Below are 25,457 nucleotides of genomic sequence, written 5' to 3' on the forward strand. Positions count from 1 at the left end.
GGGGGCGCCGGGGCCGGGCAGCGGCGTGGACCAGCCGCTGCGGGGGAGCTCCGTGGTGGGTGCCGGAGTGGGCGCGGCGCCGGCCTGGGTCCCCGCGGGCGGCGGGGGCACGGGTGCGGTCGGTAGCGTCGTGGTGCGGGCCGAGCCCTCGGGCTCGCCGGAGGAGGTGCGGGTCACGTCGTCCATGTCTCCACGGTGCCCCGCGTCTCTGAGAGCATGCTGAGAGTCAGTCAAGAGCAGCCGAAGAAGCGCCCGGCAGCCGCATGGTCAGGCGCGCGCCGCCCGACGGGGCCCGCCCGGCCTCGACGCTGCCGCCGTGCCGCTCCGCCGCCGCCTTGACGATGGCCAGCCCCAGCCCGGAGCCGGGCAGGCCGCGCGCCTCCGACGACCGGTAGAAGCGGTCGAAGACGCGGGGACGGTCGACCTCGGCGATGCCGGGGCCCTCGTCGCAGACGTCGAGGACGCCGTCGCGCAGGGTGACGGTGACGGTGCCATGCGGCGGGCTGAACTTGGCGGCGTTGTCGAGCAGGTTCGTGGCCGCCCGGCCCAGCTGCGTGGCGTCGCCCTGGACGATCCAGCTGTGCAGGTCGGCGGCGAAGGCGATGCCCGGCGCCCGCCGGCGTACCCGGCTGAGCGCGTCGCGGACCACGTCGGCGAGGTCGAGCTGTTCGCGCGACGCGGCCGGCGGATCCTCACGGGACAGCTCGACGAGGTCGCCGACCAGCGTGGACAGCTCGACGGCCTGGGCGCGGGTGTCGGCGATCAGCTGGGCACGGTCGGCGGCGGCCAGTCCGCCGCTGGCCTCGCTCTGCGCCAGCAGGTCGAGGTTGGTGCGCATGCTGGTCAGCGGCGTGCGCAGCTCGTGACCGGCGTCGGCGACCAGACGCGATTGCCGCAGCCGCGCCTCGCTCAGCGCCGCGAGCATGGCGTTGAACGCATGCGCCAGGCGGGCGATCTCGTCGCTGCCGGTGACCTCGATCGGCTCCAGCTGCCCGGTGGCGGCGACGTGCTCGGCGGCCTGGGTGAGCTGCCGGACGGGGCGCAGCCCGGCCCGCGCGATGGACAGCCCCGCCCACGTCGCGAGGACGATGCCGACGCCGCCGGCGATGAACGACACCAGCCGCAGCCGGTCCAGCACCTCATCGGTCTGCTCCGTCGGCTGCGCGAGGACCAGTGCGTACTCGAGGCCGCGCAGATCGTTGCCGGCCGGAACGGCGACGACGCGGTAAGGCTCGCCGTCCAGGTGCAGCGTGCGGACGCTCTCGGGCTCCGATCCTCGCGCGACGGCGAGCTCGTCGCGGCCCATCGGCGGCGTGCTGCGTTCGTCGGCCGTGAACGGCTGGCCGTCCTCGCGCAGCAGCGCGATGCGCAGGTCGGCCGCGAGGATCGCCTCGGCCGGTTGGTTCACCAGCTGCACGGGGTCGCCGAACGGCGTCGAGACGGCCTGCTGGGCACGGTCGAGCAGGTTGGCGTCGACCGAGGACCGCAGCTGCGAGGAGACCGTCAGGTAAGCCGCGAGGGCGGTCAGGGTGACGGCGAGGCCGACGCCGAGCGCGGCCAGCGCGCCGACCCGGGTGCGCAGCGACAGCCGCGATGCGAACCCGGGCATGGACCGGCCGCCCGGGTCGCCCGGCTGGCCGCCGGACGGCTCGTCGGGCGGCGGGGGAGTGCGGCGGGTGTCGTCGGGTGGGGGAGGCGGGACGCTCGACGGCGACCAGACCTGACGGGCGGCGTCGCTGGTCACGGCGGATCCTCGCGCGCGACGTAGCCGACGCCGCGGACGGTGTGGATGAGCCGCGGCTCGCCCTGCTCCTCGGTCTTGCGGCGCAGGTACCCGACGTAGACCTCCAGCGAGTTCGCCGTGGTCGGGAAGTCGTAGCCCCACACCTCCTCGAGGATGCGGTCGCGCGTCAGCACCTGGCGCGGATGCCGCAGCAGCAGCTCGAGCAGCGAGAACTCCGTGCGGGTGAGCCGGATCGCGCGGCCGCCACGGGTCACGTCGCGGGTGACCGGGTCGAGGACGAGGTCGCCCATGCGCAGCTGCCGGCCCTCCACGGGGTCGGCGGCGGGCGCGGCGCGGCGCAGCAGTGCGCGCAGGCGGGCGAGCAGCTCCTCGAGGGCGAACGGCTTGGGCAGGTAGTCGTCGGCGCCGGCGTCGAGCCCGGACACGCGGTCGGACACCTCGTCGCGGGCGGTGAGCATGAGGATCGGCAGGTCGTTGCCGGCGGCGCGCAGCGCCCGACAGGTCGCGAGGCCGTCGAGGCGCGGCATCATGATGTCGAGGACGACGGCGTCGGGCGCGTCGGCGCTGATGGTGCGCAGCGCCTCCTCGCCGTCGGCGGCCAGCTCGACCTGGTAGCCGTTGAACGCCAGCGACCGGCGCAGCGACTCGCGCACGCCGGGATCGTCGTCGACGACTAGTACTCGCATGCCCTCAGTCTGCCCGGCCGAGGTGAGAATCGCCTGAGAGTGGACCCGTGGAGTGCCGTGCACGCCGGCGGCGACTGGGATCCGCGGGGACGTGCGGGCGTGCTGGAGGTCAGCTGTCCGATCAGACCGCGGACCTCCAGGAGCACGTCGAGTGTTGCCGGGGCGGCTCAGCGAGCCGGCACCGTGCTGCTGTGGGGGTCGCCGACCCGCCGCTGCACGGCCCGCAGCACTGACCTGCCGGGGACCTTCCATCGTGCTGGAGCTCTGCTGTCCGATCAGACCGCGGACCTCCAGCGGCACGTCGAGTGTTGCCGGGGCGACTCGGCGAGCCGGCACCGTGCTGATGCGGGCGATCAGCTTGGTGTGGACGGTGCTAGCAAGAACGGCGGCGGACGACCCCCGGGAAGGGGGCCGTCCGCCGCCGTCGCTGACTACTGCTGAGCCGGGGTCAGCTGAACGCCGGGCCGGCAGCCTCGGCCGCGTCGGACGCGACCTCGGAGCGAGCCTCGGCGTCGGCCTTGGCCTCGGCCTTGCGGTCCGCCGCCACGTCGGACGGGACGGCCGAGCGGGACCGGGCCGCCGCGGACGCCGCCGCGCCGGAGTTGTCCTCGCCGCGGACGCGGTTGTTCTCGGCGACGACGGTGCCCGTGTTGCCCGAGACGTTGAAGTCGCCGCGGATGACGTTGTCGGACACGTACACGTCAGCGCTGTTGTCGGTGATGCTGAGGTTGCCGCCGAACGCGTTGTAGCCGCAGCCGGTCAGCGGGGCCGACGCACCGATCTGGAGGATCTCGCCGTTGCCGCTGAACGAGGCGTCGCCGTCGATCTCCGACAGGCACAGGACGCCGCCCTGCTCGGCACCGGTCACCGAGTAGGTGCCCTCGATGACGGTGTCGTACACGTCGGTCAGGGTGTCGCCGGTGGTCGCGAGGTTCCGGGTGACCCAGCCACTCTCGATGAAGGTCTCACCGTTCGTGGAGGTGACGCTGCGGGCGTGGTCCGTGCCGACCGAGTAGAAGAACCCGGAGTCGGTGGCGGTGACGTTGTTGCCGAGCGTGCTGTCCTCGGCGTACGTGCCGTACGCCGCCGACAGGGTGGTGGTGCCGGTGACCGACGTGCCGACGACGTCAGCGAAGCCGTTCGACAGGACGCGGACGTTGCCGTTGACGGTCGCGCCGTCGAGCAGCAGGTTCGCGTCGGCGCGAACGGTCACGTTGCCGTTGACGACGACGTTGGTCAGCTCGCACGACTTGCCGGCGGCGACGACGAGGTCGCCGGGGACGGTGACGTCGGCTGCGACACCGTCACAGAACGTCGTCAGTGCGGCCTGGGACGGCGCGGCGAAACCGACGGCCATGAGACCGGCGGCAGCAGCCGTCAGGGCGATCTTGCGGTAGCGCATGTGCGCTCCTCTCTGCGGATCCTGCGGATGGTGCGTGAATGACGCGTTCCCCGTGCGACTCGCCACGGTGCCGGCCGGGTCACGGACCTGCAGCGGACGGATCGCGCGAGGAGGGGTGGAGGCTCTGTGCGCAAGATTCAGTTGTCAAGACCGAGTCGAAGCGTCACAAACCCCCCTTGCTCCAATCGGAGACTTCGTACGACGTGCACTCTTTCCGGGAAATGACGATCATGTCAAGGTTTGGCCCGCATTTCGGGGCCACTTGTCGATACGAGTTCGCTTGGACGACACGATTCGAGCGGGTCGCGCCGGCGGCGTTCATCGCGACGACATTTGTCCGTTGTGTCGCGCGCGGTCGAGGGCGTCCTGAGCCCTGACGAGGATGTCGAGGACCTGGGCCCCGAAGGCCAGGCCGTGGGGATGCGTGGGCGCGCCGGGCCGCGCGGCGGCGGTCAGCTCCGCGATGGCGGTGCTCAGCGCGTCGACGACGGGGGTCGGCTGGTCGGGGACGACGGCGTGCCCGGCGCCGCCCCAGACGCGCGCGTAGGAGAGGCCGGCCGCCGCCGGGACGTTCTGCGAGACGGTGACGGTGCTCGACGCGCCGCCGCGGTGGCCGAGGACGAGGTGGACGGTGCCCAGCGGGTCCTCGTGGGCGGCGACGCTCTCGACCGGCTCCAGGACGTTGAGCAGGATGGAGAGCGGGTGGGGCGCGAGGTCCCAGAGGCCGCCGTCGCGTTCGAGCCGCCACGGGGTGGAGAAGACGCCGTGCTCGCGCTGCACGGAGCCCAGCGCCAGCGCCGTCCCGCCCTCCCACGGGTGCTCGGCGGCCGCGGCCCGGCAGGACGCCAGCCACTCGCGCACCTCGGGACGGTACAGCTGGGTGAAGAACACCGCGCTGGCCACCCCGGAGGCCTCGGCGGCCGCGACGAGCGCGCGGCCGGCGGCGGCGTCGGCCGCGATCGGCTTCTCCAGCAGCAGGTGCTTCCCGGCGGCGGCCGCCGCGGTCGCGTACTCGGCCTGGACGTCCGGCGGTACGGAGAACTCGACGGCGTCGGCGTCGGCCAGCAGCTCGTCGAACGAGCCGTACGCCCGTACGCCGAACTCGTCCGCGAGTGCCGCCGTCCGCGCCGGGTCGCGGCCCCAGACGCCGGTGAACGTGACGTCCTTCGTCGCGGCGAGAGCGGGTGCGTGGGCCACCCGGGCCCAGTGTCCAGTACCGACCAGTCCGAAGCGCATGGGACTCGACCCTAGTCACAATGTCGTGTGGGGTCGTCCCCCTGCTACCCGATCGTCTTGGCCGCGGGCGACTATCAGGGGACGGCGGAGTGTGGCGACGACGCCGGCGGCGTTCGGCCTCGTTGGTGGGTGAGTTTGGTGTCGTAGAGCGTCCACATCGTGAGAATTCACCCTGATTCCGGAGCCATCACGAGGTGTTCCCCCACTTCACGACGCCTGCAGGCATGGTGACGCGGGAGACATCCTCGTGATGTGAGCGATCCTGGATGATCATCGACGTCCAGAGTCCGGCAATGCGGGGCGAAACGGGCACGGCTAACGCCACGACTCCGGCGAACGCCACGAACCGGCCCACGATCGGGCCGAAGAGCCTGATGATCCCCTCGCGACGTGTCAGCGGCCGCGAGGAAGCATGATCACGGGCGGCCGCTAGCCTGGAGGCGTGGACGAAGCGGCCGACTATCCCGCGCACTGGGAGGCCGACGTCGTGCTGTCCGACGGTGCGACGGCGCACCTGCGGCCCATCGCGCCGGCCGACGCGCAGCGCCTGGTCGAGTTCTACGCGCGCGTGAGCGACCAGTCGAAGTACTACCGCTTCTTCGCCCCCTACCCGACGCTGACCAACCGCGACATCGAGCGGTTCACCCGCGTCGACCACCGCGACCGCGTGGCGCTGATCCTGCTGATCGGCGACGACATGATCGCCGTCGGGCGCTACGAGCGGCTCGACCGCACCGACGCGGAGGTGTCGTTCCTGGTCGAGGACGGGCACCAGGGCCGCGGCGTGGGCAGCGTCCTGCTCGAGCACCTGGCCCAGGTGGCCCGCGAGCGCGGCGTGCGCCGGTTCGTCGCCGACATTCTGCCCGCCAACCGCAAGATGATCACCGTCTTCGCCGACGCCGGCTACACCGTCGACAACAGCTACGAGGACGGTGTCGTCCACGTCGAGTTCGAGATCGCGCCGACCGGCAGCTCGCTGGAGGTGATGGCCGCCCGCGAGCACCGGGCCGAGGCACGCTCCATCGAACGGCTGTTGACTCCGCGGTCGGTCGCGGTCATCGGCGCCAGTCGATGGCGCGAGAAGATCGGCCAGACGCTGGTCCGCAACCTCGTGCTCGGCGGGTTCACCGGGCCCGTCTACGCGGTCAACCGCGAGGCGACGGCCATCACCGGCCTGCCGGCCTACAAGAGCGTCCGCGACGTCCCCGGCGAGATCGACCTCGCGCTGGTCGCCGTCCCCGCCGACGCCGTCGCCGACGTGGTCCTCGACTGCGCCGCCAAGGGGGTGCGCGGGCTGGTCGTCGTGTCGTCCGGGTTCGCCGAGACCGGCGAGCCGGTCGGCCGGTCCCGGCAGGCCGAGCTGGTCAGGCTGGCCCGGGCGCACGGCATGCGCATCGTCGGGCCGAACTGCCTGGGCATCGTCAACACCGACCCCGACTACTCGCTGAACGCCTCGCTGGCCACGACGTTGCCGCCGGCGGGGAAGGTAGGGTTCTTCGCCCAGTCCGGCGCGCTGGGCAGCGCGATCCTCGGCGACGGCGCGGCGCGCGGCCTGGGCGTGTCGACGTTCGTGTCGGCCGGCAACCGCGCCGACGTGTCCGGCAACGACCTGCTGCAGTACTGGCGCGACGACCCCGCCACGGAGGTCGTGCTGCTGTACCTGGAGTCGCTGGGCAACCCGCGCAAGTTCTCGCGGCTGTCGCGGGCGGTCGCCGAGGTCAAGCCGGTGGTGGCGGTGAAGAGCGGCCGGTCCACCCAGGGCGTGCCGCTCGGGCACACCGTCCGGCCCATCGAGGCGCCGGCCGACGCGCTGGACGCGATGTTCCGGCAGTCCGGGGTCATCCTCGTCGACACCATCCCGGAGATGTTCGACGTCGCGCAGGTGCTGGCCTTCCAGCCGCTGCCCACCGGCCGCACTGTCGCCGTCATGGGCAACTCCGGCGCGCTGTGCCTGCTGGCCGCCGACGCCGCGGTCAGCGCCGGGCTGGACGTCTACGGCGACCCGGTCGGCTTCGGGGCCGGAGCGACGGCCGACGACTACCGCAAGGCGCTGCGCGCCTTCGTCGACGAGCCCGCCGTCAGCTCCGTCCTCGTCGTGTACGCGCCGGCCGTCGACGGGCCCGGCGGCGACGACGTCGCCACGGCGCTGGCCGAGGTGGCGGCGGGCGCCGGGAAGCCGGTCGTGACGACGTTCCAGGGCCAGCGCGGCGTCCGGGGACCGGCCGGGGTGCCGTCGTACCCGTCACCGGAGGAGGCGGCGCGGGCGCTCGGCCACGCCACCGCGTACGCCGAGTGGCGGCGGCGCAGCCACGGCAAGGTCCCGCGGCTGGAGGGCTGCGACGCCGCGGCCGCCCGGAAGCTGGCTCGCGCCGCGCTGAGCGCGCCGGACGCCGACCCTCAGGCCGGCGTCGACCTCGACCCCGCGCAGCTGCGCGAGCTGCTGGCCACCTACGGCGTCGACCTGCTGCCGATGGTCGCGGCGCCGACGCTGGACGCCGCGCTGGCGGCGCTGGGGGAGCTGGGCGGTGAGGTCGTACTGAAGGCGACGTCGCCGCGGCTGCGGCACCGGCCCGACCTCGCGGCCGTCTGGCGCAACATCGACACCGTGGACGAGATGCGCGACGCGTGGGCGACGATGGCCCGGACGCTGCCCGACCCTGCCGAGGCCGGGTTCGTCGTGCAGCCGATGGCGCCGGGCGGCGTGCCGGTGACGATCCGGGCCTGGGAGGACCCGATGTTCGGCCCGGTGGTGTCGTTCGGCGTGTCCGGCGTCGCGTCGGAGCTGCTGGGCGACCGCTCGTACCGCATCCCGCCGCTCACCGACCGCGACGCCGCGGAGATGGTGCGCGAGGTGAAGGCGGCCGCCTTGCTCATGGGCTACCACGGCGGCATCATGGCCGACCTGAGTGCGGTCGAGGACCTCGTGCACCGCATGTCGCGGCTGGTCGACGACGTGCCCGAGGTCGGCTTGATCGAGCTGGACCCGGTGCTGGCCGGCGAGTCCGGGCTGGCGGTCGTCAACGGCTCGGCCCGGGTGGCGGCGCCGGCGGGACGACAGGACTGGTACACGCGGCGGCTGCCGTGACGGCTGCGACGTCAATCGTGCGAGGATGGTGGGATGGCGGATACAGGGACGCGTGAGGGTCTTCGCCTGGCCATCCAGGAGGCCGGCTACTACCCCGACCTCGTCGCGGACATGCTCGAGACCTCGCTGGCCGGCGAGGCGGTGGAGTCGTACGTCGTGCACCACGAGCCGCACTTCGACCGCGACGAGCTGCGGCGGCACGTCAGCGTGCTGGTGCTCACCCCGACGAGGCTGATCGTCGGGCACACCGACGAGTACCCCTCCGACGACACCCACGACGTGCCGTACGCCACCACGTCCACCGAGGCGGTGCCGCTGGACCGCGTGACGTCGGTGGTGGTCAGCCGCACCGTCACCACACCGGCCGCGTACCGCACCGGCACGCCCGCGCTCGACGTCGTCCTGACGGTCGGCTGGGGCGCCATGAGCCGCATCGACCTCGAGCCGGCCACCTGCGGCGATCCCGACTGCGAGGCCGACCACGGCTACACCGGCGCACTGACGTCCGACGACTTCACGCTGCGGGTCAGCGAGGCCGGCGACGGCGCCGGCCGGGTCCGCGACCTGCTGACGTTCGCCCGCGCGCTGTCCGCCGCCACCGTCAGCGTGCGGTGACCGGTGCCGCTGCCGCGCTACGGCGAGGGCGCCCTCGCTGACCTGCTGCCGTCCGTCCTGGCCGCCCTCGGCGTCGCCGACGAGGTCGACGTGCTGGGGCTGCCGGCGGCCCGCCGCTACTGCGTGCTGCTGGTCGACGCGCTCGGCTGGAACCTGCTGCGCGCTCACCCGGCGCAGGCGCCGTTCCTGACGTCATTGGCCGGCCGGGCCATCACCGCCGGCACGCCCACGACGACGGCCACCAGCCTGGCCAGCCTCGGCACCGGCCTGCCGCCGGGCAAGCACGGCATCGTCGGCTACACGTCGCGGGTGCCGGGCGGCGACGGCATCTTCAACGCGCTCAAGTGGGACCCGCCGCTGGACCCGCTCACCTACCAGCCGTACCCGTCGCTGTTCGACCGCGCCCAGCGCGCCGGCGTCGCCACCACCGTCATCGGGCAGAGCAGCTTCCGCGACACCGGCCTGACCCGCGCCGCGATGGGCGGCCCGTTCCGCGCCGCCAACACCTACGGGCAGCGCGTCGCGGCGGCCGTCGAGGGGTCCTCCGGCGCGCAGCCGTCGCTGGTCTACGTCTACGACGGCGACCTCGACTACACCGGCCACCAGCACGGCTGGCGGTCCGCGGCCTGGCGGTACCAGCTGGCCATGGTCGACCGGTTCGCCGAGCAGCTCTACGACGAGCTGCCGGCCGGCACCGTCCTCGTCGTCACCGCCGACCACGGCATGGTCGACGTCGAGCCTGACCGCCGCGTCGACGTCGACGACGTGCCCGCCCTGCGCGAGGGCGTGGCGCTGGTGGCCGGCGAGGCCCGGTTCCGGCACGTGTACGGCGTGCCGGGCGCGGGGGCGGGCGACATCGCCGACGCGTGGCGGTCGGTGCTGGGCACGCGCGCCGAGGTGCTGACCCGCGCCGAGGCCGTCGGGGCCGGCTGGTTCGGCGCCGTGGAGTCGCGGGTGGCCGAGCGCATCGGCGACGTCGTCGTCAGCGTGCACGGCGACTGCGCGGTCGAGCGGCGCAGCGTGTTCCCCGTCGAGTCGCGGCTGCGCGGACTGCACGGGGCGTTGAGCGACGACGAGCTGCTGGTGCCGCTGCTGGCCGGGGAGGCCTGAGGGCGGCGTGGCGGAGCTGACGTTCTTCACCGGGACCATGGACTGCGGCAAGTCGACGCTGGCGCTGCAGACCGACTACAACCACCGCCGCCGCGGCCTGTCCGGGCTCATGCTGACCTCGCACGACCGCGCCGGCGAGGCGACGGTGTCCAGCCGGCTCGGCCTGTCCGCCGACGCCGTCGAGGTGACGCCGTCGACGCAGCTGTGGGCGCTGGTCGCGGCCCGGCTGACGGCCGGCGCCCGCATCGACTACGTCATCGCCGACGAAGCGCAGTTCTACACGTCCGAGCAGGTCGACGACCTCGGCCGCATGGCCGACGAGCTGGACGTCCCGGTGTACGCGTTCGGCATCCTCACCGACTTCCGCACCCGGCTGTTCCCCGGTTCCGCGCGGCTGGTCGAGCTCGCCGACCGGGTCGAGACGCTGCAGGTCGAGGCGTTGTGCTGGTGCGGACGGCGGGCGACGCACAACGCTCGCACCGTCGGCGGCATCATGGTGACCGAGGGTGCGCAGGTGGTGGTCGGCGACACCGACGGCGAGGGCGTCGTGGGTTACGAGGTGCTGTGCCGCCACCACCATCGCCGCCGCATGACGGCCGCCAGCGCCCGCGTCGCCGAGCCCGGCGCCGAGCCGCTCCCGTTCTCGGCGTCCTGACTCAGAAGAACTCGTCGAGCAGCCGGTAGAAGGCCTGTTTCGCCGGGTCGGGCTCGACGCCGCAGCCGCGCAGGTAGCGGGCGGCGGCGTCCTCGCCGAGGTCGTCGGCCAGCTCACGGGTCATGACGGCGAGGTCTTGCCAGCGGTCGGAGACGCCCAGCCGGCCGGCGTCGATGACGCCACTCACCGTCAGCGTCGCGGGGTCGATCAGCACGTTCTGCGTGGTGAGGTCGCCGTGGCAGACGACGAGGTCCTCGTCGGCCGGCCGGGTGGCCAGCAGCTCGGCGACCAGCCGGTCCCGGCTCCAGCCGGCGCGTTCGTCGTCGAGGTCGTCCAGGTCGACGTCGGCCGCGAGCGCCGCCGGCACCGTCACGTCCAGGCGGCGGTCGAACGGGCAGTCGGCGACGGGGAGGGCGTGCAGCGCGCGGGTCAGCTCGGCGAGCGCGTCGACGACGCGGTCGCGCGCCGCCGGCGGCCATTCGTCGTCGGCCGGGCGGCCCGGCACCTCGGCGGTGACCAGCAGGCCGGGCCCGCACTCGAGCACCTCGGCCGCCGGGATGCCGTGCGCGCGCAGCCACATGAGCCGGCCGGCCTCGCCGAGCAGGTCGTCGGTGGCGGACTCCTTGCGGTAGGCGCCCGCCTGCCGGACGACGGTGGCGCCGGACCGGCCCGTAGTGACCTGCTCGGGGTCGGGCATCGTCAGATGCTCACCCAGCTGGTGACGAGGGGCGGCCGGGCGTCGTCGTCGAACCGGCAGCTGACCGAGATGGGGCCGGGTGCGACCGGGGCGGCGCGGAACCGTCCGTCGGCGTCGGTGGCGACGGTGACGACGCCCTCGGCGTGCCGGACCTCGACCGTGGCCGGCGCGGGGGCGACGATCTGGCCCATGACGCGGTGCGCGCCGGCCTCGCGGGTGACCTCGAGGACCACGACGGTGTCGCCGGCGGTGAACGTCAGCAGCCGGGGCGCCTCGGTGGCCGACCGGACGGCGGCGGCCGGCTCGGTGCTGGAGTCGGCGACCAGCTCGGCCAGCTCGGCGTCGACCGTCCGCCACACCAGGCTCGCCTTGGCCGCGTCGACCAGCCGGCGCGGCGGCGGGTCGGTGGCCTCGATGACCTCGCGGAGCTGATCGACCAGGCGGTCGTCGTCAGCCATGGCTGCCCCCTTCAGCGTCGGCCCGTGCGCGGATGCGCACCGGCCGGGCCGCTGTGGTTCTTCGAGTCGTGGGCCGCCCCGGCGCCGCCGGTGTCGTCGTCGAGGAGCCGGCGCAGGTGCTCGAGGCACCGCTGCCGGGTGGGGCCGACGCTGCCCACCGGCATGTCGAGCTCCGCGGCGACGTCGGCGTAGCGCGGGTCGGACGCGGCCACCGTGAGCCGGAGAAGATCTTGGCAGCGGGGCCGCAGCCGCTGGAACGCGCGCAGCACCGCGACCTGCTCCTCGCGGGCGAGCAGCGCCTCGACCGGTCCGGGATCTGGGGCAGCGGCGTCATCGGCGCGATCTGCGACGTGGACGTCGGGCAGTTCGGTGCCGACCCGGCGCAGCAGCCGCAGGCACTCGCGGCGCGCCGTGGTGACCAGCCAGGCCGCGAGCCGCTCGGGCCGGGCCAGCCGGCCGAGGTTCTCGACCAGCCGCAGCCACGTGCTCTGGAACGCGTCCTCGGCGTCGCCGCCGTACAGCCGGTGACTCCGGACGACCGCCCACACCAGCGAGGCGTGGTCGTCGACCAGACGGTCCCAGGCGAGCTGGTCGCCCCTGGACGCCGCCTCGACCAACTCACTGACGGACAGATCGGCCACCGACCCGAGTATAGATGCAGGTAGATCGCCGTCAGTGACGGGCACGCGCCCCCGAGCGTGGCGAACCACGCCCTGCCCACGTACCCGTCACCCCCCGTTGTGCCGACCATCGCAGCAGCCCCCCGGCTTCACAGACGTTGTACGAGCAGACGTCGTGGACGCCTGCGTCGCCTGGCTGCGAGGATCTCGACGACGCGGTTTCTCGAAAGAGCCCGCCACGGTTCCAGGGGAGCGAAGCCGTCGCGCACGGGCTGGACGGGGACGGCCGGACGTCGTGCCGCTGTCATGGCCGCCTCCCCTCGGTGTGCACGACACGGCCGGAGGTCCCTGGTCCGCGGAACGCCGCCTGGTGGCCAAGCTCGGCGTTCACAGATACAGAGCACGGTCGGGGCGCCCAGATACGTCGGGATGAGAGTTTTTTCAGATTTCTCCGTTTTTGCTGGTCAGCGGCCTGACGTTCGCCCGGGTGGGCTCCCCGTCCCCCTGCTGCCCATTCTCTTGCCGCGGACGGGTGCGTCAAGCGGACTATTGGGGCGCTTCGCGCGGCGATGACCGCTTGACTCACCCGTCCGCGGCGAAGAACGGGCAGCTATCAGGGGGACGGGGAGGATGTGGGCACGCCTCGGCGTTGGCAAGCCCGTTTCGCGCGCTTTGTCGGGGTGTGGATAGCGATGATCATCGGCGATCGCCTACATCACGAGGATTCCGCGAGCATCACCATGACTGTAGGCGTGTTGACGCTCGGGTAATCCTCGTGATGGCCTCGGATCACGGTGAAATCTCACCAAGTGGACGCCCGACGACACCAAACTCACACCTTAACGGGCCGACGCCGCGGGAGACGTCGCCACACTCCCCCCGTCCCCCTGATAGCTGGCCGTTCTGAGCCGCGAGCGCGCGGGTCAAGCGGTCATCGCCGGCGCGAAGCGCCTCCACAATCCGCTTGAGGCGCGCGTGCGCGGCCAAGACAATCGGGCAGCAGGGGGACGGGCCCACGTACGCCAACGCGGTGCCGGCGATCCGATACGGGACGGGGAGCGGGCGACGTTCGCCCGCTCCCCGTCCGTTCAACTCGAACTCCACTCGAACGCCGTCAGCCCTCCCGCGGCAGCGGACCGGCCAGCGTCGCGCCCGACTCACCACCTGGCGCGACGGCCGCCGACTCGCCGACCGGCACCGGTCCGTCCTCGCCGGGCGCGTCCGGCGAGGACGCCGCCGGGTCGGTGGCGGCGCCGGTGAGGGCGACCTCGACGGGGCCGCCGGGCGCGTTCGTCTCGACGACCAGGCCGGACGTCGCCGTCGCGCCCGGAGCCTGCGGGGTGAACCGGACCGGCACCTCGCACGACGCGCCCGGAGCGATCGGCGCCCGCGTGCACTGCGCCGGGTCGACGAGCGCGAACTCGTCCGTCGTCAGCGTCAGCTCCGAGACCACGAGCGGCCGGTCGCCGGTGTTCGTCAGCGTCACCGGGTGGACGGCGGTGTCGGCGGCCGCGGCGGTGAACACCGGGGCCACGGCATCGACCCGCGCAGCCGCTCCGGCGGCGGCCACGACCCGGACCGTCGTCCGGGCGGTGACCGGCGCCAGCGACTCCTCACCGGTGTAGGGCCGCATCGAGTCGTTCGTCACCTCGAGCGTCACCTCGCCGGTGCGCAGCCCCGTCAGCTGCCGCGTCACCGGGTCCAGGATCGCCACCTTGCCCTGCGCCCGCGCCCGCCGGACCGCCGCCTCGCCCGACCCGATCGCCAGGCCGGAGTCGCCGGACCAGTGCACCGACATCGGGTAGGCCAGCGGCACCACCCGGCTGCCCGGCAGCACGCCGGACGGCTGGACGACGTGCCCGCCGACGGTGACCGCGCGGCCGACCTCGACCGTCTCCGGCGCCTCGACGACGACCTCCTGGGCGAACGCCCGGACGTCGGCGCTGAGCCAGCGGTTGGCGCCGGACGTGTCGCGGTCGACGCTCCATTCGACCCAGCCGGTGAAGCCGCCGCGGTCGGGCGTGCCGTAGGGCGCCTTGCCCGACGACGGGTGGACGACGTACTGGACGCCCTCCCGGCGCTGGACGTCGACGATCTGGGCGTGCGAGCCGACCATCGCCGCACCCTTGCTGCTCTCGGACCGGAAGTCCGCCAGCAGCCGCTCGATCAGCCGGACCTCCATGCGGTCGCCGAGCTGGCTGGACTTCGTCTCCGCCGGGTCGTCGACGGGGTGGTGGGCGAAGACCACGACGTTGCTGACCGATTCGTCCTCGGCGGCGGTCGCCAGCGCCTCCTGGAGCATCGGCAGCTGGTCCCAGTCCGAGCCGCGCAGGCTGCCCAGCGCGCTGTTGAGCAGGATGAACCGGGTGCCCTTGTGGTCGAAGGTCCGGAACGGGCGACCGAACTCGGCCTCCCAGGCCTGCAGCGTGCCCTGTGTGTTGTTGACGCCGTACGACTCGTGGTTGCCCGGCACGTAGTAGCAGGGGACGGTGCCGGAGTCGTGGTCGGGCGTGCTCTCGGCCGGCGGCTCCTCGCCGACGGCGACGAGGTCGCAGCCGCCCGCCTCGAGCGTCTCGCGGGCCAGGGCGATGTCCTCGGGCAGGCCGCGGTCGACGATGTCGCCGTTGAGCACGACGAGGTCCGGCTCCTCGGCGCGGATGCGGTTCAGCGCGGCGACGGCGACCTGGGTGAGGTCCGGCGCCGACGCCGTGAACTGCACGTCCGAGAGTGTGGCGAACGTCCAGTCCGCCCCCGGCTGGGCCCGGCCGTCGGCGGAGACGAGCGGGTCGGCGCGCAGCGGCTCGACCGGCGGCAGCTCGATCTGCGACGGCACGTCCGCCTCCAGGCCGCCGATGACGAACCGGCCCGGCACCTGCTGGTCGACCGCGGTGTTGATGCCCTGGAACGAGTTGAACCGGATCGGGAACACCGCCGACGACGGGATGGTGAACGTCGCGTACTGCCACTGGTCCGACGGCTGCAGCCCCGTGCCGTAGACGCCGATGGAGTTGCCCTCGGCGTCCCAGAAGCCGGCGTAGGTGAGGCCGCTCGGGATGAACACATCGGACTTGATCTTGAGCCGGACGCGCAGCGGCTGGCCGGGGATCTCGACCCAGCGGTTCGGGTTGCCGGCGGCGGTGATGCCCTTGTTGCGGGCGGCGCCGAAGTCCAGCCGGATGCCCTCCGGGTCGTCGGAGATCGTCATCGGCACTCCCGCGGTGCCGTTGCGGGTCCAGCGGCCGTTGGCGGCGTAGTCGTCCTGGAAGTCGTAGACCTGGACGGTCTGGACGCCGACGGTGACCGGCAAGTTCACCGTGTGGCCGGCCGCGGTGATCTCGACGACGGTGCCGCCGGCGGCCAGCGGGGTGATCAGCAGGCCGGTGCCGGACGGCGTGATGTCGACGACGGACTCGTCGTAGGTGAGGTCGAGGTCGACGAACTCGACGGGCGCGGCGAAGCCCTGCGCGTCGCGGCCGGTGACGTCGACCCGGACGGCGTTGCGCGGGCTGGCCTCGCCGATGGAGATCCGGTTCGTGGACAGCTCCAGCGAGTGGAGCTCGCCGAGGATCTGGACGCTGCGGACGCCCTGTGCCGCGCCGGCGGTGGCGTGGACGACGACGCGCCCGCGCCGGCCCTCCGGCACCGCGAGGACGGATCCCTCGAACGTACCGCCGCTGCTGCGCCACCGGACGCCGGACGGGTCGAGCGCGACCGGGGTGAGGTGGTCGTCGACCGCCTTGGCGGTGAGCGTGCGGTGCAGGCCGGGGAAGGCCCGGGCCTCCTCCTCGCCCGGCGTGATCACCAACTGCTTCGGCCGGCCGGTGCCGGGCGCCACGAACAGACCGACGCCGTTCGGGTCCGGCCGCTCGGCGCCGTCGGACGGGCTGTTGCGGACCGTCGCCTCCTCCTCGCCGAGCGGGCGGGCCACCATCGAGGTCGAGCCACCGCCGTCGAGGTTCCAGGCGGTCTCCGCGCCCAGCCGGACCATGAACCGGGCCAGCTCCCGCATCGTCATGCCGGCGACCGGTGGCTGCCGGCCGTCGTTGGTGACCAGCAGCATCGTCCGGCCGTCGTCCTTGAAGCCGATGACCGTACGCGGGTGGACGGCGTTGTCGAGCTCGGAGTCCGGGCGCGCGACGCCGTCACGGACCAGCTCGCGGTTGGAGCCGATGACGAACCGCATCTGCCGGGCGATCTCGTCGCTGAGCTCGTAGCTCAGCGTGACCGGGTCGCCGGGCCGGAGCGTGCGGATCGCCGCCGCGCCGGCCTCCCGGCCGACCAGGACGAACGCGCCGTCCGGGATCGCGCCCTCACCGGCGCTGCCGGGGTCGACGGTGACGACGCGGTCGTCCTGGACGAGCACGGACGCGACGTCGGTGGCGCCGCTGACGCCGATGCTGCGGCGGTACGAGCCCCAGGCCGACGTGTAGGCGACGATCGCGTTCGCGGGGGAGCCGGACATCGTGTTCGACGCGTTGAGCGACACGACGGGGTGCGCCGTGCCGCCGAACGTCGCGGTCGCGTCCAGCGTCATGTCGACCGCGCGGCCGACGCCGTCCATGCCGACCCCGATGTGCGCCCAGGTGCCGTAGTCCGACGACTTGAGCAGTTCGCCGTCGCGTACCTCGGCGCCGAGCGGCGCGCCGGAGTTGTTGATGTCGAAGAAGTCGCCGTTGACGCCGGCGACCGCTCCGGCATCGTTGACCATCTCCGAGGTCGGGGCCCGGTCGGTGACGTGCTCACCCGCGAGCAGGTCGCTGGTGACGGCCGGGTTCGCGAGATCGGCGGTGAGGATGCGCTGGTCGTACCAGCCGGTCGGGGTGACGGAGGTCAGCTCGCGCAGCGTGATGCCGGGGCCGATCTGCTCGGTCCGGTCGACCAGCTCGATGGCGTCGTCGGTCAGCGACGGGCCGTCGCTCTCGACGGCGGCGGCCGGCGGGACGGTGCTGAGAAGTCCGAACGCGACGGCGGACGCCGTCAGCGCGGACAACGACGTCAGCCATCGACGTCGTGCTGTGGTGCTCGACATTGGCATCGAGTCCTTGTGAGAGAGGTATAGGCCAATCTCATTGAAGTGGTTCGATGCACCTTGTCCTAGTCGCCCCATTTGCGGCGCGTGGAACTTTGGATGAACCCCGCCCGCCCAAGGGCGGCCCGCCACCGCCGACTCCCCACCCACCCCAAGTTGATCTTGGAGAAGTTCGGCAATTCCCGTCCGGAATGTCCGATAGATGGCCGAACTACTCCAAGATCAACTTCGGCTGGAGGGCGTGGGGGTGCGCACGGTGGAGCGCGAGGACGGCCCACGTCGTCGCGTGGACGAAGTGGGCCCGCGTTCCCCGCCCGGCTGGGAGTAGTTCTGGTGCGGTTGCTGCGTCAGGTCCGCCCGGCCGTAGAGTCGCCCCAGGGCGGATGCGGCGTCGGTCCGCTCGGCTGTAGGGGCGATCTTCGCTCGGCTGTGGTGCGGGTTCCCGGCCGGGCCGCGGTGTGAGGTCCGCCCGGGTTGGGAGTCGGTCCCCGCCCGGCTGGGTGGGGTCCCACCCTACGGGCGGGTACCGACAACTACGGCCGGCCGCGCACGAGCGCCGGCGCGTCGCGCCTACGGTCAGCGCGTCGCGCCTTCGGCGAGCGGCGACGCGCACACCGCCGATGCCGGCGCCGGCAGGAAGGAACGGGCGGTCAGTCGTTCTTGCGGCGGCCGAACATGATCTCGTCCCAGCTCGGCACGCTGGGCCGGCGGGACCGGGACGAGCTGCTCTTGCGGGCCGGTGGGGCCGGCTCGTCGGCCGTGGGCGCGAGGTCGGCGGCCGGCTCCTCGGTCTCGACGTGCTGGGCGATGTCGCTGAGCCGCAGCCGCTCGCTGGTCGCCTCGTCGTCCCGGGCGTCGGCAGGTCCGGCGGGTCCGGCGGGTCCGGCGGGCTCAGCCGGCTCGGGCGTGTGGTCGTGGAAGAGGTCGGGCTCGCGGCGACGACGCTCGCGCCCGGTCCGGCTGGTACGGCGGTTGCCGCGGCGGGCCGTGGTGGCCGGGATCGGCGTGGTGTTCTCGAACTCGTCGTCGTCCTGGTCGGCGTCGTCGTGGTCGAGGTCGCGGACCAGGCCGCGCACGGGTCCGACGCCGGCCGGCTTGAGGAACGCGGGCAGGTCGGGGCCTTCGTCGTCATCGGCCGGCCCGGACGGCGCGGACGTCCCGCCGCCCACCACCGACAGCCGGGCCGGACCGGACGGGACCTCGGGCTGCGGCTCGGCCGGCGCCTCGGCGGGCAGCACCCCGGCGATGGAGCGGGCGTTGTCGTCCTCGGGCACGACGGTGCGGCCGGACGGGTCGAACGAGAAGAGGGCGGAGTCCTCCTCCTCGCCGGCCCAGGCGAACCGGACCAGCCAGCGGCCGTCCTCGCGCCGCCATGCGTCCCATTCGACGAGGTCGGGGTCGGCGCCGTGCGTCTTGGCGGTCGCCCCCGCTGCGGCCTCCAGGGTCTGCGGCGGGCCGTCGCCACCCAGCCGGCGCACCGTGGCCTGCCGGGCGCGGCCGGCGATGTGCTCGCGTTCGGCGAGGACGGGGCCGGCGAAGCGCTCGACCTTCTCGCGGGGCATGCCCGCGACCGCGGCCACGGAGTCGACGGACTCACCGGCCCGGATGCGCGCCTGGATGTCGCGTGGACGTAGCTGGCTTTCGAGCCGGATATCCAACTGTCCCAACCTCGCTCGGTCGCCTCGGATCGCGGCGAGCAGGCGGTCGTCCACCCGCAACGCCAGCTGTTCACCGTCGTGCCCGGAGAGGATGAGATGAGCGCCGTCCTCGCTGACCGCGATCAGCCGTAGTTCACGCATCATCCTCACCTCCGATCACGACTGTCGTCCATCGTCACCCGCGGCACCGCGTCCGACCAAGCCGCCACGCCGCCATCGGCCGGTCTGACGAGCACTTTCTTATCCGTCCAGGATGCGGTCGAGGTAGGCGTTGGCCATGATCCGGCCGGGGTCGACCCGGTCGCGGACCGCCCGGAACGACCCCATCTGCCGATATTGATCGCGAAGATACCCTGAATCGCGGGTATGGAGCTTTCCCCAGTGGGGCCGCCCGCCGTACTCCGTCCACAGTTTCTCGACGGCCGAGAACCAGCCGGTGTAGTCCGTCCGCGGGTAGGCGTGGGTGGCGACGTAGACGGTGTCGCGGCCGTACGCGGGGGAGAGCCAGACGTCGTCGGCCGGGGCGAGCCTGATCTCGACCGGGAACGCGACCCGCCACGGCCCGCGTGCGGTCAGGTCCCGGAGCGCCCGCAGGGCGCCGGCCGCCGCGGAGCGGGGCAGCGCGTACTCCATCTCGTGGAACCGGACGCGTCGCGTACTGGTGAACACCTTCGGTGCGAGGTCGACGAACGTGCGGTCGCCGATCAGCCGGGCGGCGACGGCGTTGACGGACGGGGTCAGCTTGGGCGCCGCGCGGGTGACGCGCTGGACCAGCGCGACGCCGGCGTTCTCGATGACGTCGCCGGACCACCAGGACGCGACGGGGTGCGGTGGCGCGGCCGGCTCGCCGGTGCGCCGGTTGACGGTGAGCTGGACGGCGTCGGTGAACGGCAGCCAGTACAGGTCGCAGTGGTCCTCGGCCTCGAGGTCGGGAAGCCGCTCGACGACGGCGTCCAGCGTCGTCCGCTCGACGGTCGAGCGCAGCGTGAACGCCGGCTCGATCCGGAACGTGACACTGGTCACGATGCCCAGTGCGCCGAGGCCGAGCCGCGCGGCCTGGAAGAGGTCGCCGTCGTCCCCGGTATCGGCCGCCGACACCCGCCGCACGGAGCCGTCCGGCAGCACGATCTCCAGCGCCACCACCTGCTCGGAGAGCGAGGCGCTGGCCCGGCCGCTGCCGTGCGTGCCGGTCGCGATGGCGCCGGACACCGTCTGGACGGCGATGTCGCCCATGTTCGTCAGCCCGTAGCCGCGTTCGGTGAGCAGGGCGTTGAGCTCGTGCAACCGGGTGCCGGCTCCGACGGTGGCCGTGCGCGCGTCGGTGTCCAGCGACAGCAGGCCGCTCAGCCCGTCGAGCCGCACCTGGACGCCGTCGGTGGCCGCGATGGGGGTGAAGCTGTGCCCGGCGCCGACCGGCTTGACCCGCAGGCCGTCGCAGGCGGCGGCGGTGAGCACGGCGGCGGCCTCGTCGGCACTCGCCGGGCGCTCGACGCGCACCGGACGCGCCTGGACGGTCCGCGCCCAGTTCTGCCAAAGCATGCGGGATAGGCTCTCATGGTGAGCATCACGGACCCATACGACGCTCTGCTGGTCGTCTCCTTCGGCGGTCCCGAGGGCCAGGACGACGTCATCCCGTTCCTCGAGAACGTCACCCGCGGCAAGGGCATCCCGCGTGAGCGGCTGGAAGAGGTCGGCGAGCACTACCGCCTGTTCGGCGGGCGCAGCCCCATCAACGACCAGAACCGCGCGCTGATCGCCAACCTCGAGCACGAGCTGGCCGAGCGGAAGATCTCGCTGCCGGTCTACTGGGGCAACCGCAACTGGGACCCCTACCTCGCCGACGAGCTCGCCCGCATGCGCGACGACGGCGTCCGGCGGGTGGCCGCGTTCGTGACCAGCGCGTACGACTCCTACTCCGGCTGCCGGCAGTACCGCGAGGACCTGTGGCGCGCCGTCGAGAAGGTCGGGCCGGGCGCGCCGCGCATCGACCGCCTGCGGCACTCGTTCGACCACCCGGGCTTCATCACGGCCAACGCCGACGGCGTCGTGGGCGCGCTGGGCGACCTGCCGCCGTCGCTGGCGGACTCGGCGCGGATCGTCTACGTGACGCACTCCATCCCGGTGACGATGGCCGAGACCTCGGGGCCGACCGGCGGCGCGTACGTCGCCCAGCACCTGGCCGTCGCCTCCGCCGTCACCGCCCAGGTGGCGTCGCGGACGGGTGTGGAGCGTGAGCACGACCTCGTGTACTGCTCGCGCAGCGGCCCGCCGTCGATGCCGTGGCTGGAGCCCGACGTCAACGACCACCTGGCCGCCTTGGCCGAGCAGGGCGTCGAGGCGGTCGTGCTGGCGCCCATCGGGTTCCTGTCCGACCACATGGAGGTCGCTTACGACCTCGACACCGAGGCGCTGGCGACGGCGAAGGAGCTGGGCATCGCGGCGGCCCGGGCGGCCACCGCGGGGACGCACCCCGACTTCGTCGACACCGTCATCGATCTGCTGCTCGAGCGCGCCGCCGTCGAGCGCGGGGAGCCGGTCGTGCGCGCGAGCATCGGCGCCCCCGGCCCGGCGCCCGACGTCGCGCCCGCCGGCTGCTGCCCCAATCTGCGCGAGGACCTGCCCGCCCTGTGCGGCGTCGACTCGCCCCCGTACCCGTGACGCTCACCCTTCGTGGAGGACCCTGTGACGGCCGACGCCGCCGAGTTGCTCGCCCTGGCCGAGAAGACCGCCCGCGAGGCCGGTGACCTGGTCCGGGATCGGCGCGAGGCGGTGGAGCGGATGGCCGTCGCGGGCACCAAGTCCACGCCCACCGACGTCGTCACCGAGTCCGACACCGCCGCCGAGGCGCTGATCCGCACCCGCCTCTTCGCCGCCCGCCCCGACGACGGCTTCCTCGGCGAGGAGGACGGCTCGGTCGCCGGCACGACGGGGGTCGACTGGGTGGTCGACCCGATCGACGGCACGGTGAACTACCTGTACGGCCTCCCGCAGTACGCGGTGTCGATCGCGGCGCAGGTGGACGGCGTCGTGCGGGCGGGCGTGGTGCACAACCCCGCCAGCGGCGAGACGTGGACGGCCGTCCTGGGCGGCGGCGCCTGGCTCGACGGGCGGCCGGTGCGGGTGTCGGCGTGCTCGTCGCTGTCGTTAGCGCTGGTCGGGACCGGTTTCGGCTACGACGCCGGACGGCGGGCGCGGCAGGCCGCGGTGCTGCTCGAGGTCGTCCCGGCGGTCCGTGACATTCGCCGGGCGGGCGCGGCCGCGCTCGACCTCTGCGCGGTGGCGTCCGGCCGGCTGGATGCGTATTACGAGCGCGGCCTCAACCCCTGGGACCTGGCCGCGGGCGGCCTGATCGCCGCCGAGGCCGGCGCCGTGGTCAGCGGGCTGCGCGGAGCGCCGGCCGGGAACGACCTCGCGTTGGCCGCGACTCCGGGTGTCGCCGGTGAGTTGACGGCGTTGCTGGAACGGCTGGGCGCGGATCGGGACTGAGGTCGGTCTGGGTTGCCGCGTTGGCCGGTCGTTTCGGCGTGGGCCCGTCCCCCTGCTGCCCGATTGTCTTGGCCGCGGGCGCGCGCCTCAAGCGGACTGTGGAGGCGCTTCGCGCCGGCGATGACCGCTTGACCCGCGCGCCCGCGGCAAAGAACGGGCAGCTATCAGGGGGACGGGGGAAGAGCGGCGACGACGCCGGGTGTATGCGGCGTTGGGGCTCGTTTGCGTGTGAGTTTGGTGTCGTTGAGCGTCCACATCGCGAGATTTCACCGTGATTGGCGGGCCATCACGAGGATTGCCCCAGCGTCAACACCCCTACAGCCATGGTGATGCTCAGGTAATCCTCGTGATGTGGGCGATCGCCGATGATCATCGCTGTCCACGACCCGACAAAGCACGTGAAACGGGCACGGCAACGCCGAGGCGTGCCCACATCCTCCCCGTCCCCCTGATAGCTGCCCGTTCTTGGCCGCGCAGCCGCGGGTCAAGCGGATCCTCGTCGGCGCGAAGCGCCCAAATTGGTCCGCTTGAGGCGCGGTTGCGCGGCTGAGAGAATGGGCAGCAGGGGGACGGCCAACGCCGCACACCTGCCGAACGTCCCTACGAACTCACCCTCCTCCGAGCCGCCCAGGCGTCCTTCAGGGACACCTTGGCGCCCATCCGGAGCACCGCGCCCTCGTAGACCCGCGCCCCGAGCACCACCAGCACCGCGATCAACGCGAGCATCAGGCCCACCGCGAGCCCGACCTCCCAGCCGGCGGCGTCGCCGCGGGCCATGCGCAGCGGCATGATCAGCGCACTGAACGGCGGGACGATGCTGAGCACGCCGGCGACCGGGCTGTCCTGGTTGATGAACACGTAGAACGCGCCGAAGTACGACACCATCATCAGCGTGTTCACCGGCGTGGTGACGTTCTGCAGGTCCTCCTGCCGCGAGATGCGGGCGGCGGCCGCGGCGGACAGCGACGCGTAGGCGGCGAAGCCGAGCACGAACCAGGCGAGGGCCGTGACGACCGGCATGATCATCGGCCCGCTGAGCTCCACGGCACCGAGCGCCGACGCCAGCACGAGGCCGAGCCCGCCGATCAGCGCGAGCTGCACGAGGCCCAGCAGCCCGATGCCGATGATCTTGCCGGCCAGCAGCGCCCGCGCCGGGATGGTGGCGAGGATGACCTCGACGACCCGGCTGGACTTCTCTTCGACGACGCCCATGGCCACCCACATCGAGTAGGTGATGAGCTGGCCGAACAGCACGATCGTCCCGAAGAACGCGATGGCGCCACGGGCCTCGCGCTCGTCGGCGTCGGGGTCGAGTGTCACCGTCTGCAGGGTCGCCGAGGTCAACGCGGCGGTCACCTCGGCGGGGTCGATGCCCGCCGACTCCAGGGCCCGAGCGCCCTCGACCTGGCTGTACGCGTTCTCCAAGACGGCGCGCAGGGACTCGTCGAGCGACTGGTCGACGACGACGGTGTCGCCGTCGACGTAGGCGTCGATGTCACCGTCGCGGACGGCCTGCTCGGCCTCGGCGACGTCGGGCACCAGCCGGACGCTCACCTCGTCGTCGGCGATGGAGGCCTGCCGCGACACGGCCTCTTCCAGCGACGACGAATCGCCGACCAGCGCGACGTCGTAGCTGTCGGAGCCGAAGTCGCTGAACCGGGGGAGTAGCACGACCACCGCGATGATGCCGAGCGTGATGAGCAGCGAGATGAAGAACGACCGCTCGCGGATGCGCTGCCCGAACTCGCGCTTGGCGACGAGCGTGGCGGCCTCGCGGAAGGACACCGCGCGGGACATCAGGCGGCCTCCGCCTTCTCCGAGCCGTCCGGCGATGCGGCCGGCTCGGCGACGACGGACCGGAACAGCTCGGCGAGGGTCGGGCGCACCGGCGTGAACTGGCGGACGGGGCCCAGCGCGCGGGCGGCGTCGAGCAGGGTCTGGTCGTCGGCCGACGGCGGCAGCTCGACCAGCGCGGTGTGGTCGCCGTCCTCGACGAGGCTCAGGCCGGGCACCGCGGCCGCCAGGGACGCCGTCCAGCCGGGCGGTGCGCCGACCTCCAGCCGGTACCGGTGCGCGGCCGTGCCGCGGAGCTCGTCGACGGTGCCGTCGGCGACCAGGCGCCCGGCGCGGATGATGCCGACCGCGTCGCACAGCCGCTCGACCAGCTCGAGCTGGTGGCTGGAGAACACCACGGCGGCGCCGGCGTCGACTCGGGCGCGCAGCACCGCGGCCATCGAGTCGACGCCCATCGGGTCCAGGCCGCTGAACGGCTCGTCGAGGACCATGACGGTGGGATCGTGCACCAGCGCGGCGGCCAGCTGCACCCGCTGCTGGTTGCCGAGCGAGAGCGACTCGATGCGATCGGAGGCGCGTTCGCTGAGAGCGAGCGCCTCCAGCAGCTCGGATGCGGCCTTCGCGGCTGTGATGCCTGACACACCGTGTAGCCGCGCGAGGTACACCAGATGCTCGTGGACCTGCATCTTCGGGTACAAGCCGCGCTCCTCGGGCATGTAACCGAACTCACGCCGGATGGCCTGGTCGAGGGGGGTGCCGTTCCACCGGACCTCGCCGCTGTCGGGCTCGAGGACGCCCAGGACGATGCGCATGGCGGTGGTCTTGCCGGCGCCGTTGGTGCCGACGAAACCGTACATCTGCCCTGGTCGGACCGTGAATGAGAGATCGTCGAGGGCCACGACGTCGCCGTAGCGGCGGGACAGCCGGTCGAGCTCGAGCATGCGGTTCCTCTCGGTTCAGTACGGTCCGGTGACAGCCTCTCGCCTGGAATCGTGGCATCCCTCGTCCCCGAGAACGGTCTGATCCGTCGGTCCAGAGGACGACACGAATTCCCACCGTGTGGGGTGCCGTGCCAACGGGGTACCGCATCAGGCAGAATCTGCCGCTCGGAGCGGGCACAACCGCGGGCCGTCGTGCGTTACGGAGGGGCACGGAGTCCAACAGGCCCGGCCACCGACATCG

At 73.0% G+C, this 25,457-nt stretch carries 18 protein-coding genes and 1 pseudogene; 6 read left to right on the forward strand and 13 right to left on the reverse strand.

The features are described 5' to 3' along the window. The 5 genes and pseudogenes from DY240_RS05810 to DY240_RS05830 form a co-directional block, all read right to left on the reverse strand. A pseudogene (locus DY240_RS05810) lies at positions 1–186 on the reverse strand (RNA polymerase subunit sigma-70); the annotation flags it as partial. Between the two features lie 40 nt (positions 187–226). Beyond that, entirely contained in the window at positions 227–1,744 is a 1,518-nt protein-coding gene (locus DY240_RS05815; RefSeq protein ID WP_199700897.1) for a HAMP domain-containing sensor histidine kinase, read from the reverse strand. Then, positions 1,741–2,430 carry a response regulator transcription factor gene (locus DY240_RS05820; RefSeq protein WP_119659010.1) on the reverse strand — a complete coding sequence of 230 codons (690 nt, stop codon included), beginning with the start codon at positions 2,428–2,430 and terminating at the stop codon, positions 1,741–1,743. The genes DY240_RS05815 and DY240_RS05820 overlap by 4 nt, the downstream gene beginning before the upstream one ends. A gap of 448 nt (positions 2,431–2,878) precedes the next feature. Continuing rightward, positions 2,879–3,832, reverse strand: coding sequence for a hypothetical protein (locus tag DY240_RS05825; RefSeq protein ID WP_119659011.1), 954 nt, complete (start codon positions 3,830–3,832; stop codon positions 2,879–2,881). A gap of 318 nt (positions 3,833–4,150) precedes the next feature. Continuing rightward, positions 4,151–5,068: a Gfo/Idh/MocA family protein gene (locus tag DY240_RS05830; protein ID WP_119659012.1), complete on the reverse strand. Its 918-nt coding sequence runs from the start codon at positions 5,066–5,068 to the stop codon at positions 4,151–4,153. A 442-nt stretch (positions 5,069–5,510) separates the two neighbouring features. Between DY240_RS05830 and DY240_RS05840 the strand changes: the two genes are divergently transcribed. From DY240_RS05840 to DY240_RS05855, 4 genes are read left to right on the forward strand one after another with little or no spacing between them, the layout of a single operon-like run. Further along, positions 5,511–8,153, forward strand: a complete 2,643-nt coding sequence (locus DY240_RS05840; RefSeq protein ID WP_119659014.1) for a bifunctional acetate--CoA ligase family protein/GNAT family N-acetyltransferase — start codon at positions 5,511–5,513, stop codon at positions 8,151–8,153. 33 nt (positions 8,154–8,186) lie between these two features. Then, complete coding sequence (locus DY240_RS05845) at positions 8,187–8,768, forward strand: DUF5998 family protein (RefSeq protein WP_119659015.1); 582 nt, start codon at positions 8,187–8,189, stop codon at positions 8,766–8,768. A gap of 3 nt (positions 8,769–8,771) precedes the next feature. Then, positions 8,772–9,878 (forward strand): alkaline phosphatase family protein, encoded by a 1,107-nt coding sequence (locus DY240_RS05850; RefSeq protein WP_119659016.1) that lies wholly within the window; start codon positions 8,772–8,774, stop codon positions 9,876–9,878. 7 nt (positions 9,879–9,885) lie between these two features. Then, the gene (locus tag DY240_RS05855; protein ID WP_119659017.1) at positions 9,886–10,533 is read left to right on the forward strand and encodes a thymidine kinase; all 648 of its coding nucleotides are present in this window, start codon (positions 9,886–9,888) and stop codon (positions 10,531–10,533) included. 1 nt (position 10,534) lies between these two features. Here DY240_RS05855 and DY240_RS05860 read toward each other — a convergent pair whose 3' ends face one another. The 6 genes from DY240_RS05860 to DY240_RS05885 all read right to left on the reverse strand — a co-directional run bounded on the left by DY240_RS05860 (position 10,535) and on the right by DY240_RS05885 (position 20,534). Continuing rightward, positions 10,535–11,230 (reverse strand): APH(3') family aminoglycoside O-phosphotransferase, encoded by a 696-nt coding sequence (locus tag DY240_RS05860; RefSeq protein ID WP_119659018.1) that lies wholly within the window; start codon positions 11,228–11,230, stop codon positions 10,535–10,537. Positions 11,231–11,232: 2 nt separating this feature from the next. Next, positions 11,233–11,688: a carboxypeptidase regulatory-like domain-containing protein gene (locus DY240_RS05865; RefSeq protein ID WP_119659019.1), complete on the reverse strand. Its 456-nt coding sequence runs from the start codon at positions 11,686–11,688 to the stop codon at positions 11,233–11,235. 11 nt (positions 11,689–11,699) lie between these two features. After that, positions 11,700–12,329, reverse strand: a complete 630-nt coding sequence (locus DY240_RS05870; RefSeq protein WP_199700898.1) for an RNA polymerase sigma factor — start codon at positions 12,327–12,329, stop codon at positions 11,700–11,702. Positions 12,330–13,422: 1,093 nt separating this feature from the next. Continuing rightward, entirely contained in the window at positions 13,423–17,337 is a 3,915-nt protein-coding gene (locus DY240_RS05875; protein ID WP_158602751.1) for a phosphodiester glycosidase family protein, read from the reverse strand. A gap of 650 nt (positions 17,338–17,987) precedes the next feature. Further along, complete coding sequence (gene sepH / locus DY240_RS05880; protein ID WP_158602752.1) at positions 17,988–19,136, reverse strand: septation protein SepH; 1,149 nt, start codon at positions 19,134–19,136, stop codon at positions 17,988–17,990. 99 nt (positions 19,137–19,235) lie between these two features. Further along, positions 19,236–20,534, reverse strand: coding sequence for a D-arabinono-1,4-lactone oxidase (locus DY240_RS05885; RefSeq protein ID WP_119659022.1), 1,299 nt, complete (start codon positions 20,532–20,534; stop codon positions 19,236–19,238). Positions 20,535–20,549: 15 nt separating this feature from the next. Here DY240_RS05885 and DY240_RS05890 point away from each other — a divergent pair, with 15 nt between their 5' ends. Both DY240_RS05890 and DY240_RS05895 read left to right on the forward strand, forming a co-directional pair. Further along, a complete protein-coding gene (locus tag DY240_RS05890) occupies positions 20,550–21,653 on the forward strand; it encodes a ferrochelatase (RefSeq protein ID WP_119659023.1) in 1,104 nt (367 codons plus the stop codon). Positions 21,654–21,677: 24 nt separating this feature from the next. Further along, positions 21,678–22,481, forward strand: coding sequence for an inositol monophosphatase family protein (locus DY240_RS05895; protein ID WP_119659024.1), 804 nt, complete (start codon positions 21,678–21,680; stop codon positions 22,479–22,481). 600 nt (positions 22,482–23,081) lie between these two features. Here the strand turns inward: DY240_RS05895 and DY240_RS05900 are convergent. Beyond that, complete coding sequence (locus DY240_RS05900) at positions 23,082–24,278, reverse strand: ABC transporter permease (RefSeq protein ID WP_119659025.1); 1,197 nt, start codon at positions 24,276–24,278, stop codon at positions 23,082–23,084. Next, positions 24,278–25,216 (reverse strand): ABC transporter ATP-binding protein, encoded by a 939-nt coding sequence (locus DY240_RS05905; protein ID WP_119659026.1) that lies wholly within the window; start codon positions 25,214–25,216, stop codon positions 24,278–24,280. The genes DY240_RS05900 and DY240_RS05905 overlap by 1 nt, the downstream gene beginning before the upstream one ends. Between the last annotated feature and the right edge of the window lie 241 nt (positions 25,217–25,457).

This window comes from Jiangella rhizosphaerae (genome assembly GCF_003579925.1).
Lineage (GTDB): Bacteria > Actinomycetota > Actinomycetes > Jiangellales > Jiangellaceae > Jiangella > Jiangella rhizosphaerae.